Raw genomic sequence first — 12,523 nt, 5'->3', positions numbered from 1 at the left:
CAGGGGCGGCCCCTATTTGTGGGCGCTTCCCACCACCACCGTTGCATCAAGGTCCTCTGAACGAACCGTGGTCACAGAGAGTCCTGTGGCGGCCATCAGAGCGGCGGTGCCGCCGGCCTGCTGCTCGCTGGTTTCGATGAGCACGCAGCCGTGCGGCGCGAGCCAGTCCTTGGCGCCTGCGGCCACGCGGCGGTGGAAGTCGAGCCCGTCAGTGCCGCCGTCGAGGGAGAGGAGCGGTTCGTGGACACGTGCCTCGGGCGGCATGGTTTTGATGGCCTCGGTAGGAACGTATGGTGCGTTGACGGCGAGGATGTGGACCCTGCTCCTGAGGCTGCAAGGGAGCGCATCGAACAAATCACCGGTGTGGACGTGCCCTCCCACTGCCTCGACGTTGCTCCGCGCACACTCCACAGCCACGGAATCAATGTCCACCGCATGCAGTTCTGCTCGTGGGAACCTTCGGGCCAGTGCCGCGCCAACGGCTCCGGAACCGCAACACAAGTCCACCACCACACCATCAAAGGAAGCACTTCTCAGTGAGCCCTGGACCGCTGCGGCACCGGCGAAAGTGGAATCCGCCGGAAAAACGCCCTTCAACAAATTTCCCTCGCCTGACATCAGCCCGGCGGCAAGCCGGACCAACAGCTCGGTCCGGCGCCGGGGAACGAAAACACCAGGACGGACGGCCATGCGGTGTCCATCGAACTCTGCCCACCCCAGGATGTATTCCAGCGGAAGGCCGGCCACCCGGCGCCGCACGCAGTCTGCCAACTCGTCGGGGCTGACCGCGTGCTCGAGGAGAAGCAGGGCTTCCTCTTCGGCAAACACGCAGCCGGCGGCCCGCAGGGCGTCGGCCACTTCAACAACTCCCACACCGGGCTGTTTCGGAGTTCCGGAGGACGGGACAGAATGCAACGTGCGCCCCTTCGGAATGAATGCGGCCACTGGGGGTTGCCCGGCTTTAGGAGCCCGGACGGAGCGGGAGGAAACCCGGGACAGCAAGAACACCCACCGGATCCACCTCCATCTGCCTGCTGGAAATTTCATCGTAATTGATGCCACGCCGCTGCGGCAGGGGCTGTGTTTGTTGGCAGGATGGAGCCATGACACCTGCCTCCGGCACATCTGCCACAGTTGGCCAAGCGCCGCACACCGCCATCATTTGGACTGGCGCATACACCCCGGACGGCGGCGGACGCGCTGAGGGCATCGGCGCCCTCCGTGCCAACGGAGACGGGAGCCTGGAATGGCTCGGCACGGCAGTGGAGGCCCAGTCGCCGTCGTTCGTTGCCGTCCATCCGACCCTTCCCGTGGTGTACGCGGTGGCCGAGCAGCGCAGGATGATTCAGGCCTACCGGCATGTCGGCGATCACACGCTGGAGCCACTAGGCGCACCCTGGCCCGCCGGCGAGGCCACCTGCCACGTTGCGGCAGACCCGCAGGGCCGCTTCGTCACCGCGACCTGCTGGGGAGACGGCCAGGTCCTGCTCTATGAACTGGACGCCGACGGCGGGATTACGGAGCGGTTCGCGGCGTCGCCGTCGGTTGATCCGCATTCAGCCCACTCCCCTGCAGAACTTCGGCAGAGCAGGGCGCACACCAGCCTGATGTTGCAAGACGGGCGGGTCATGACCACGGACCTGGGCCACGACACGCTTCGAATCTGGACCTACAAACCAGGAACAGGGCTGGTGCCCGACCACGAAGTTGTCCTGCCGTTCGGCAGCGGCCCCCGTCACTTGGCACTGCACCCCGGCGGAAACGTGTTCGTCGTCTCCGAATACTCCATCGAGGTCTTTGTTGTGCGGCCGGAAGCCGGAACTTTCGAGCTGGTGTTCCGCGGCCCTGCCACGCTTGGAGGTGCGAGGGACGGCGACTCGGCCGCCGAAATCTGCCTCGGCCCGGGAAGCGCCTTTGCTTACGCCGGCGTCCGCGGATCCAACCGGATCAGCGTGCTTAAGGTGGTCGGCAGCGGCAGTGAACTGCTGCCGGTGCAGGACCTGGACAGCGGCGGCGACTGGCCCCGGCACCACCTGGTCCGGGGGCCCTGGCTCCACGTTGCGCACGAGCGCTCCGACAACGTGGCCACCTTCGCCCTTGGGACGGGCCTTCCCGGACCCGTGGTCCACAACGTCAAGACTCCTTCGCCCACCTCCCTGGTGCCCAACGGCTGACACGGCCGTGCGCCGCGGCCCGTACCCGAAGCGGCCCCAAGCCGTGTAAGGGATCTTTTCTGGCGCCCTCCATCTGGCAATTTCCTAAACACTGGAGTAATCCTGCGCCAGCGCCTACGGTTGTGATGTGGTTCACAGGAAGCATGCTTTCCTTCGGACCCGGCGGCACCCCTGCCGCACCAACCCTTGCCGACAGCAAGCCTGTACAGCAGCGCCGCTACCAGGAAGGTCTCACCCTTGATACTCCGCACCTCCACCGGCGTGCCCCCACGCGCCAACCCCCCAATGCCATCCCGTGCCCGCACCCGTAACGGCGCTGGAGCCCGACGGGCCGCCGTCGGGCTCCTCGCGGCAACCATTGCCATCTCTACTGCGTCGCTCCCGGCGCAGGCGGCTCCCGCCTCGAAGGACCCGGCGTCGGCGGCCCAACACTCGCTCCGCGCGCCTGTTACGGACGAAAACTTCTACTTCGTCATGGCGGACAGGTTCAGCAACGGCAGCACCGCCAATGACCAGGGAGGCTTGGGCTCCGATCCCATGGTGTCCGGCTTCGACCCCACCAAGAAGGGTTTCTATAACGGCGGCGACCTGGCCGGGCTCCGAAACAAGATCGACTACATCCAGGGCCTTGGCACCACGTCGATCTGGCTCACGCCCAGCTTCAAGAACAAACCCGTTCAACCAGAGGACAAATCGGCCGGCTACCACGGCTACTGGGTCACCGACTTCACCCAAATCGATCCCCACCTGGGCACCAACGCCGAACTCAAGGCGCTCATCGACGAAGCCCACGCCCGCGGGATGAAGGTCTACTTCGACATCATCACCAACCACACGGCGGACGTTATCGGCTACGGCGACAACAATGAACGGAAGGGCTACGTCTTCAAGGACAAAGTCCCCTACAAAACTGCCGACGGACAGGCCTTCGATGACCGCGACTACGCGGGGACGGACGCGTTCCCGAAACTGGATGCCGGCACGTCGTTCCCTTACAAACCCGTCCTGGAACCTGGCGAAGAGGACCTCAAGGTCCCGGCGTGGCTCAACGATCCCACCCTGTACCACAACAGGGGTGACACCACGTTTACCGGCGAGGACTCGTTCTACGGGGACTTCTTCGGCCTGGACGACCTCTTCACCGAACACCCCACAGTGGTCAACGGCATGAAGGACATCTACAAGAACTGGATCCGCGACTCCGGGGTTGACGGTTTCCGGATCGACACCATGAAGCACGTTAATGACGAGTTCTGGCAGGACTTCGGTCCGGACGTGCTCAACTACGCCAAGGAACAGGGCAAGGACGAGTTCTTCATGTTCGGCGAGGTCTTCGACACCTCCAAGAGCTTCACATCGCAGTTCACTACGCGGAACCGGATGCAGGCCGTCCTCGACTTTCCATTTCAGGACGCAGCGCGGAACTTCGCATCCAAGGGCCAGGACGCCGGTACCCTGCAGCAATTCTTCGCGGGCGATGACTGGTACACCGATGCTGATTCGAACGCCTACCAACTCCCCACGTTCCTGGGCAACCATGACATGGGCCGCATCGGCAGCTTCATCGCAGCCGACAATCCCGGAGCAACGGACTCCGAGAAGGTGGCCCGCGACCGCCTTGCCCACGAACTCATGTACTTCTCCAGGGGCAACCCTGTGGTCTACTACGGGGACGAGCAAGGCTTCACCGGGCCCGGTGGAGACCAGGACGCCCGGCAAACGCTGTTCGCCAGCCAAGTGCCGGAATACCTGGACGATGACCTGCTGGGCACCGACGCCACGCATGCCACGGACAACTTCAGTACCGCCCATCCGCTCTACACCGGGATCAGGGAACTTGCTGCCCTCACCAAGGAACATCCCGCCTTGCGGAACGGCGCCCAGCAGGGCCGCTACGCCTCCGACGGCCCCGGCATCTATGCGTTCTCCCGGACCGATGCCAAGGACCAGCGCGAATACGTGGTGGCACTGAACAACAGCGAGCAGCCCCAGACCGCCCAAGTCCCCACGTACATCGCCAAGCGGAACTACACCCGCATCTACGGAGACGCAGCAGCCAAGGCCAAGACATCGGACGCCGGCACCCTGACGGTCACCGTGCCGCCGCTTTCAGCCGTGGTCTATCAGTCCTCGGGCCGCATCCCGCACTCCAAGTCCGCTCCCGCAGTCGCCCTTCAGCAACCGGCGCCGGCAGCCGGCGACAACGGGCGGATTCAGGTGACGGCCGACGTCGGCGGTACTTCGTTCTACGAGGTCACTTTCGAGGCGAAGCAGGCCGGCGGAAACTGGACACCAATCGGCACCGACGATGCCGCGCCGTACCAGGTGTTCCACGACGTTGCCGCCCTGGACGCCGGGACCTCCGTGGAGTACCGCGCCACAGTGCTCGACAACGGCGGCCATACCGCCACCAGCCAGGCACGCAGTGCCGGCGTTCCCGCCCCGGTGCTGACACTGCAGCAGCCGGCAGAGGGCAGCAACGTCCAGGGCGCAGTTGAGCTCAGCGCCACGGCCGATCCCGAAAAGTCCAGCAACGTGGTGTCCTTCCAGCGGAGCGTCAGCGGCGGAGAGTGGACACCCGTGGGAACTGACAGTTCCTCCCCCGTGTACTCGGCCACCGATGACATCTCTGCCTTGGCCGACGGCACCACGGTTCAGTACCGCGCCCTCATGTCCGGGCCCGGGTTCAGCGTTGTCAGCGGGACCCGGACGGTCACCGTGGGCGAAGCACCGCAGCCCGATTCGGTGGCGGTGGCCGGGTCACTGAACAAGGCGATGGGCTGCGCCGCGGACTGGGACCCAACCTGTGCCCAGGCGCAGCTGGTCCTGGACCCTGCGGACCGGATCTGGCGGTTACAGGCGGACCTGCCGGCAGGCACCTACGAGTACAAGGCTGCGCTCAACGGCAACTGGGACACGAACTACGGTGCGGACGGCCAACCTGCCGGACAGAACATCATCCTCAACCACCCGGGCGGCCCGGTCACCTTCCGGTACGACAACAGCACACACCTGCTGAGCGCCACCTATGCCGCGCAGCAGCCCGGGGCGGTTGCCGCCGCAGGCAGTATGGACAGTGAACTTGGCTGCGCGGCGGACTGGGATCCCGCGTGCGATCAGGCCCAGCTCACCCTGGATCCGGCCAGTCTCATCTGGAAGCTGACCTATCCCGACCTCCCGGCCGGCAGCTACGAATTCAAAGCCGCCCTGGACCGGTCCTGGAACGTGAGCTACGGGGCCGGCGGAGCTTCCCCCGGCGCCAACATCGCGTTGAAGCACGACGGCGGCCCGGTCACTTTCCGGTACGACCACTTCACCCACGTGATCACCGCCGGATAGCGGGGCTGTCCTACCTGTCGACCGGATGGCCGAGGATGCCGAGCAACCGCCGGATGGCATCCTCGGCCGTTGGCGGCGGCCCGAAGACTGCCCGCTGCCTGGTGGTGTTGGCGACGTAGCGGCCGGTCTGGAACCAGCCCATCATCGACGCCATGTCCGGCACCGTCGGGTTCACCCGTCCCAGCACCACTCCGGCCGTCTTCAGCACCCTCAAGGGCACGGAACGGACCCCGACCTTCGAGCCGCTGAGTTGGCCCATCATGTCCGCCACGTCCTTCATGCGGACCGGACGGTCCCAGCCGATGTCGATCCGCTCCCCGTCGACGCCCGGAGCATCTACGGCGTCTGCCAGGTAGCCGGCAAGGTCGGGGGTGAGCACAAAGGTGAGCGGAACGTTGGGCGAACCGAACCACGTCAATTTGCCCTTGGTCACAGGGTCACCGCTGAACCGCGTGACCTGGTCCAGGAAGGCGCCCGGCCGCAGCGCAACGAACGGTACGCCGAGTCCCTCGAGCTTGTCTTCCATGAGCTTCTTGTGCCAGAAGTGCGGCACCTCCGGGGTTTCGTCGCAGGTCAGGATGCTGGTGAGGACAAAGCGCCGGACGCCTGCCCGGGCCGCCGCTTCCGCCAGGTTGGCGTTGCCCGCGGTGTCGGTTGCGGGGCTATCGCCCTTACGGTGCTTCGTGTAGCCGGCAGCTGAGGTGATCACGGCGTCGGCACCGGCCATGGCCTGGTCCAAGGATCGGGGGTCCATCATGTCCCCTCGGGCTATGTCCACGCCGAGGGATTCCAGCCGCGAGGCATCCGAACCGGGCCGCACCAGGGCACGCACCGGTTTGCCCCGGTCCAACAGCGCTGTGACCACCTGGCCGCCGAGCATGCCGGTACCGCCGCCGAATAAAATGGGCCCACGCCCGCTAGGGTTCCCTGGCCGAGCTTGCGAGGTTAGGGGCGGGTGGGGATAGCACTCTCCTCACCATTATCTAGCCGTGCAGGGCCTCCTCCACCGCCGCGAGCAGCGAGTTGAACCGCGCGTTCGCGGGGAGGTCATCAAGGAACACCGGCTTGCCGTCCGGGCCGGCCAGGGGCACCTGCCAGTTGGGGTAGAGCGCCTCTGTGGTTCCGGGCTGGTTCTGCACCCGCCGCTCCCCCACCGCATCCACCAGCGCCACGCCCAACAGCACGGACGGCGTCTGGCTCAGCAGCAGGTGCAGGGCCTCGATGGTCTGCTCCTCCGCGTCACCGCCGGAGCCGGATCCGGTCAGGTAGCCGCGTTCGCGGAGCAGCGCGAACATTTTTTCCAGGGACGCGTTGTGTTGGGCACGCTCTTCGGCCTCGGACCGTTCCAGCAGCCCCAGGTAGCTCCGTAACGCTACGTGGTCTCCGGCGAGGTAACCGGCGGTGGGCGGAAGATCGTGGGTGTTGACGCTGGAAAGAGCCTGCGTCCGGTACTTTTCGGGCGCAAGGGGCGAATCGCCGTCGTACTCGAACCAAAGAATGGACGTGCCCAGGATGCCGCGCGCGGCAAGGTAGTCCCGCACCCACGGTTCGAAGGTGCCCAGGTCCTCACCGATCACCACTGCACCCGCCCGGTGCGCTTCCAGTGCCAGGATGCCGATCAGTGCCTCATGGTCGTACTTCACGTAGGCGCCGTCGCCGGGGGCGTTGCCGCTGGGGATCCACCACAGCCGGAAAAGTCCCAGGATGTGGTCCACCCGGATGCCGCCGGCGTGACGCAGCACGGTGGCCAGCATGTTGCGGAACGGCTGGTAGCCCGCTTCGGCCAGCCGCGAAGGGTGCCACGGCGGCTGGCCCCAGTCCTGGCCCTGCTGGTTGTACATGTCCGGCGGCGCGCCAACGCTGGTGCCGGGGGTGAGCACGCCCTTCAGCGTCCAAGCGTCAGCGCTGCTGTGGTCCACGCCGACTGCGAGGTCGTGCACCACGCCCAGCCGCATCCCAGAACGCAGCGCTGCCTGCTGCGCGTTCTCCAGCTGCTCGTCGCAGATCCACTGCAGCCACCGGTGGAAGCCGATCCGATCCTCGAGCCTTGCCCGCAGCGCCTGCGCCTCCTGCGAATCCAGCGAGAACGCCGGGTCAGTCCACATGGGATCGTCCGGGGCTGCGTCCTCGCGGATGGCTGACCAGAGGGCGAAGTCGTCCAGGCCGCTGCCGGAAATGCGGCAGAACTCATCGAAGGCCGCCTGCCGGGACGGCGACCGGCGCGTGTGGTACAGCAGTTCCAGCGCCTGCAGTTTCGCTGCGTAGACGGCGTCCCGGTCCAGCCGTTCGGCATCCCTGTTGAGCCCTGCCACTTCCTCGCGCAGCTTCTCCAGCGCAGCCCGCTTCCGGGGCCGCAGGTAGGCAAGCTCCGGAACCGCCTCGATCCGGATATAGATCGGGTTGAAGAACCGCCGGGTGGACGGCGAGTACGGTGAGGGCTGCACCGGTGGAACGGGCTCTGCAGCGTGCAGGGGGTTGACGAGGACGTAATCGGCGCCGCGGGCTCCACTGATCGCTGCGAGGTCGGCAAGGTCGGCGAAATCTCCGATCCCCCACGAACGCTTCGAACGCACGGAGTACAGCTGGGTGGCGAGCCCCCAGCCGCGCCGCTCCTCAAGGTCCCTGGCGGTATCCAGCCGCGCCGGCGTCACCACCAGTGTTGCTGTGGCGGTGACACTTCCGGCCTCCGCGTGCAGCGTGTGCCAGCCGAGCGGCAGGTCCGGCGGCAGGGCGAAAGTGGCCCGGCCCATGGCCACGCCGTCCACGTCCCGCGGCTGCACCCACACGTCCTGCTGGGCTGCCTCCACGCTCCCCGCTCCGCCTTCAAGGCTGATGCGGAGGCTCACCGCGGCACCGTCGGGAATATGCACCGGTACCTGGGCCGGCTCGCCCTGTTGGATGACGACGGCGGGAGGCAGCGTTTTGCGCCAGGGAGCCAGTTCCGCTTCGGCCAGCCCCGCCCGGATCTGTTCCTCGGTGTGGGCCGGCACGCCCAACGCGCCCAGGACCTTCGTCAGGGTCTCCAGGGACACCGCGTGCGGCAGCCCGTCCCAGCCCTGGAAGGAAGTGCCCACCCCATGGGCGTCCGCGAGCTGCTGCAGCAGGTGCGCATCCACGGCCGGTAGTTCCGCGGGCGCGTTCCGCCGTAATACGTGCTGCTGGTCTGATGCCGTCATGCGTGTCCGCTCCGTCTGGTGTGATGGGCCTGAACTTACGTGCTGCATGTTGCACCGGGCGTTTGCACCCCCGCGCACAACCGTGGGTTCAGATTATTGCAGTGCTGCCGCGGGACGAAACTGCCGCCTGAAGTTGGCCTGCCCGCCACAAAACGTCACGCCCGTTGCCGTGCGTTACTTCCCGCGTCGAAAAGAGAAGGAACAAGGCGGGATTCCGCCGGGTGGAAGTGAATCTGTGTAGCCTCGTGACGACCGGCGGCACGTAACCACCACACGACGCGCCGGCAACAGGCATTCATCAACAGGCATTCAGGCATATACGCAACTGGCACGGAGCCAATAGGAGGGAACCGGGGATGAGCCTCAGCGAACTGAGGGTGTTCGGACGTTCGGGCACCCCAATCAGCCAACTCACCCTTGGCACCATGAACTTCGGCGAGGGCGCCGGCGGTCCGCACGGGGCCCCCACCGGCGCGGACGAAAGCATCCGCATCATCCACACCGCCCTCGACTCGGGCATCACCGCCATCGACACAGCGGACGTCTACTCCCAGGGCGAATCCGAGCAGGTGGTGGGCCGGGCCCTGCGCGGCCGGCGCGACGACGTTTTCCTTGCCACCAAGTTCCACGGCCAGATGAGCGCCAACCCGGCCCACTCCGGCAACTCCCGCCGCTGGATCACCCAAGCCGTGGAGGGCAGCCTCCGCAGGCTGCAGACGGACCGGATCGACCTTTACCAGGCGCACCGGCCGGACTACAACACCGATGTGCTGGAAACGATCACCACGCTCAACGACCTGATCCGGCAGGGCAAGATCCTGTATTACGGCACATCGGTCTTCACTCCGGCGCAACTGGTGGAGGCGCAGTGGCTGGCCAACACCAACCACCTCATCCCCCCGTTGGGCAACCAGGTGCCGTATTCCATGCTGGTCCGCGGAAATGAGCGCGACGTCCTGCCCATCGCGCAGCAGTACGGGCTTGGCGTTCTGGCTTACGGTCCGCTGGCGGGCGGCTGGCTCTCCGGAAGCTTCACCTTCGAAGCCGGCAAGGCTCCCACCCGGGTGCACTCGCTCCCGGGCCGGTACGACATTTCGGGGCCGGCCAGCGAGCGCAAGCTCCTTGCCGCGGATGCGCTGGCCAGGCTGGCGGACAAGCTGGAACTTTCCCTGGTGGACCTGTCCATCGGGTTCGCCCTGACCCACCCCGCCATCAGCAGCGTGATCATCGGGCCCCGCAACGAGGAACACCTTCAGGCGTACCTTGGGGCGGCGGATGTCCGGTTGAGCGAGCCGGTCCTGGATGCCATCGATGACCTTGTGCCGCCGGGCACCAACTTCGTGGAGCGGGACGCGGGAGCGATCGTTCCTTCCATCGAGTTCGCGGAATTACGACGGCGGTAGGCCGCTTTTCGACGCGGCGCCCCGGTGTACGGGCTGCCGTGGCCGCCTTGCCGCCGTCCCGCCGTCGAGCGCTGTGGAACGTAGTTAGGCGCCAAGGTTTCCGGGTCCGTGCCGGCGGGCTCCCGTAGGACGTCCCCGGGCGCTAAAGCCAAAGATGGGGGTGCAAGCCCTTGACCCGGCGCGGGAAGGCTTTTAGCGTCATATGCCATACCCGCGTCTCCTGGAACCCCGAGGCATCCGATGCCAATGTCCGAAGAGGAGCGGAGGCTGCTCAAGGAGCTGGAACTCGGACTGATCGCCGACGACCCCCATCTGGCCATGGAGCTGCTCTCCGGCTACCCGTCCCGCCGTATTCCGCCGGGCCTCGTGCCCGGCTCCCTGGTGTGCCTGCTCGCGTTCGCCATCATCGCCGCGGGCATCGGCAGCCGGGAGCTGGCCGCCGTGGTGGTGGGCGCCATGCTGCTGGTGCTGGGTGGCTGCCTCCTGCTGAACCGTCCGGCCAGCGGGCGCGGTCCGCAGCGTGGCAGGGCCACCGGGTGACCTCCCCGCGGCCTGCCTAACGGGCGACGTGCCCGCGAGCGGCGTTTGCCGGCTGAGTCCCTGCAGTCTCCGTTGCCGAGTCGGTAGTTTCGGCCGGTCCAACGGGCTCCGGCACGAGCTGGGCGGTTTCGGCTGGGCCGCCGGGCTTTGGCCCTGACCGCGTGCCGTCCACTGGGTCGGCAGGCTGGGTGGCGCGCCGGGTCCGCGGCGTCAGGATGAACAGGCTGCCCAGTACGACGGCGGCGCCAAGCCAGCCAAGGGCCGGGAGCCGCTCCCCCACCACCAGGACGGCCAGGACAGCCGCCACCACCGTTTCCAGCAGCGAGATGCTGGTGGCCGTGCTGGCCCGGACCCGGGCCAGGCCCCAGCCGAACAGGATGTAGCCGGCGAACATCGGGACCAGAGCCATGTAGGCGCCCACCGAGAAGTTGGCCCAGGAGCTGAGCAGTGGTGCACCTGTAACGGCCAGGACGGGCATCAGCAGCAGCCCGCCCACCCCGAAGATACTGCCCATCGCCGCCCGGGACGGGATGCCGCCGCCGATGAGCCGGTGCGCCGCCCACGAGTAGAGGGCATACGTGCCGCCGGCCAGCAGCCCCAGGAGGATTCCCGCCGTTGAACCCCATTCCCCGGCGGCGTTCGTACCGGCTGCGGTACCGGCGGTCGCGGGACTGTGACCGGCGAAGGAGAGCAGCGCCGCTCCACCCACGCCAAGGAACGCACCGGCGATCCATCGCCGGGTCAGCGGCTTCCTGTCGGCGAACCTTTCGATCAGGGCTGCCGCCACGGGTGCCGATCCGATGGAGACCACGGTGCCCACGGCCACTCCGGAAAGGTGCATCGAGCTGTAGAACGCCAGGGGGTATACGGCCACCGCCACCGCTCCCACTGTCACGAGCCGCCACCGCCGCCGGATGCCGGACCACTGGCGCCTGATGGCCCGGGCCGCGAGCAGTGCCTGGAGCAGGCCGCCGACCCCCATGGCCACTGCGCCGATAGCCAGCGGGCTCACCCCGGGCGCGAGGGTGGCGGCGGTTCCGGTGGTGCCCCACAGGATGGAGGCCGCGACGACAAACAGGGCACCCCAGAGCGGCGCGTTAGCGTGCCCGGCGTGCCCGCTTACGCCAGGAGCTGGCAGGACTGCGCCGGGGCCGCCTGTCACAGTCCTGCCAGCATCTGTTGGGCAATGCGTTTGGCGTCCCGGAGCTGGGAATCGTCGCCTTCGAGGCCGGCCCTCGCCATCGCTCCCTCGAGGAGGAAGGAGAGGTGCCGGGCGAGCCCGGCTGTCCGTTCGGACGCGTCCGGTGAGGCCGCAGGCGCGGGACGATCCGCCTGATAGGCAGCCACGTGCGTGGCCAGCAGGTGTTCGACTTCTTCTTTATGCTGCCGCACCGCTAGCCGCCCGGGATGGCCAACGGGCAGTTCGGCCGCTGCATTCAGCAGGCCGCAGCCGCGGAAGCCGTGCTCGTAGGCGAAGTTGGCGTGGTCCAGGTACGCGTCGAACACTGCGAGGACCTGTTCGGAAGGGGTGGCGGCAATTGCCACCCGGGCGCGGTACAGGTCCAGCCATTCCTCATGGCGGGCCTCGAGGTAGGCGGCCACCAGATCGGCCTTGGACGCGAAGTTGTTGTAGAGGCTTTTCTTTGCGACACCGGCCGCGGCGGTGATGGTGTCGATCCCCGTGGCACCCACGCCCTGGGCATAAAACAGCCGGGCGGCGGCCTCAAGCAGCAGCTGGCGGGCCGGTGGCCGGGCGGACGGCGTTGCCGCGGAAGCCTCAGAAGCGGACGCAGCAGTCGACGGGGCGGAAGCCGCGACCGATAGGGCTGGTGCGTCGGGTTGGGCTGATACATCGGCAGGCATGCCTAGCTCCTTGGGTAGGTAGACCAGT

The 12,523-nt window shown here is 67.1% G+C and carries 9 protein-coding genes; 4 read left to right on the top strand and 5 right to left on the bottom strand.

Annotated elements, in window-relative coordinates; all coding sequences use genetic code 11:
* Positions 1 to 12 precede the first annotated feature (12 nt).
* Positions 13 to 873, bottom strand: coding sequence for a HemK family protein methyltransferase (locus ACHL_RS02385; protein WP_043793705.1), 861 nt, complete (start codon positions 871 to 873; stop codon positions 13 to 15).
* A gap of 230 nt (positions 874 to 1,103) precedes the next feature.
* Between ACHL_RS02385 and ACHL_RS02380 the strand changes: the two genes are divergently transcribed.
* Positions 1,104 to 2,174: a lactonase family protein gene (locus ACHL_RS02380; protein WP_015935707.1), complete on the top strand. Its 1,071-nt coding sequence runs from the start codon at positions 1,104 to 1,106 to the stop codon at positions 2,172 to 2,174.
* A 285-nt stretch (positions 2,175 to 2,459) separates the two neighbouring features.
* Positions 2,460 to 5,513, top strand: coding sequence for an alpha-amylase family glycosyl hydrolase (locus ACHL_RS02375; protein WP_015935706.1), 3,054 nt, complete (start codon positions 2,460 to 2,462; stop codon positions 5,511 to 5,513).
* 10 nt (positions 5,514 to 5,523) lie between these two features.
* On the opposite strand, the gene ACHL_RS02370 is transcribed toward ACHL_RS02375, so the two are convergent.
* Complete coding sequence (locus tag ACHL_RS02370) at positions 5,524 to 6,417, bottom strand: SDR family oxidoreductase (RefSeq protein ID WP_043793703.1); 894 nt, start codon at positions 6,415 to 6,417, stop codon at positions 5,524 to 5,526.
* Between the two features lie 79 nt (positions 6,418 to 6,496).
* Positions 6,497 to 8,689 (bottom strand): 4-alpha-glucanotransferase, encoded by a 2,193-nt coding sequence (gene malQ, locus ACHL_RS02365; protein ID WP_015935704.1) that lies wholly within the window; start codon positions 8,687 to 8,689, stop codon positions 6,497 to 6,499.
* A 356-nt stretch (positions 8,690 to 9,045) separates the two neighbouring features.
* Between malQ and ACHL_RS02360 the strand changes: the two genes are divergently transcribed.
* Both ACHL_RS02360 and ACHL_RS02355 read left to right on the top strand, forming a co-directional pair.
* The gene (locus ACHL_RS02360; protein ID WP_015935703.1) at positions 9,046 to 10,092 is read left to right on the top strand and encodes an aldo/keto reductase; all 1,047 of its coding nucleotides are present in this window, start codon (positions 9,046 to 9,048) and stop codon (positions 10,090 to 10,092) included.
* Positions 10,093 to 10,332: 240 nt separating this feature from the next.
* A complete protein-coding gene (locus ACHL_RS02355) occupies positions 10,333 to 10,632 on the top strand; it encodes a DUF3040 domain-containing protein (protein WP_015935702.1) in 300 nt (99 codons plus the stop codon).
* A gap of 16 nt (positions 10,633 to 10,648) precedes the next feature.
* Here ACHL_RS02355 and ACHL_RS02350 read toward each other — a convergent pair whose 3' ends face one another.
* A complete protein-coding gene (locus ACHL_RS02350; protein WP_015935701.1) occupies positions 10,649 to 11,794 on the bottom strand; it encodes a DMT family transporter in 1,146 nt (381 codons plus the stop codon).
* Positions 11,791 to 12,495 carry a TetR/AcrR family transcriptional regulator gene (locus ACHL_RS02345; protein ID WP_015935700.1) on the bottom strand — a complete coding sequence of 235 codons (705 nt, stop codon included), beginning with the start codon at positions 12,493 to 12,495 and terminating at the stop codon, positions 11,791 to 11,793. Before ACHL_RS02345 ends, ACHL_RS02350 begins: the two co-directional genes overlap by 4 nt.
* Positions 12,496 to 12,523 lie beyond the last annotated feature (28 nt).

The organism is Pseudarthrobacter chlorophenolicus A6, assembly GCF_000022025.1.
In the GTDB taxonomy this organism is placed as follows: domain Bacteria; phylum Actinomycetota; class Actinomycetes; order Actinomycetales; family Micrococcaceae; genus Arthrobacter; species Arthrobacter chlorophenolicus.
The sequence above is the reverse complement of the archived record's forward strand: the minus strand, read 5'-3'. Positions and strand labels throughout refer to the sequence as shown.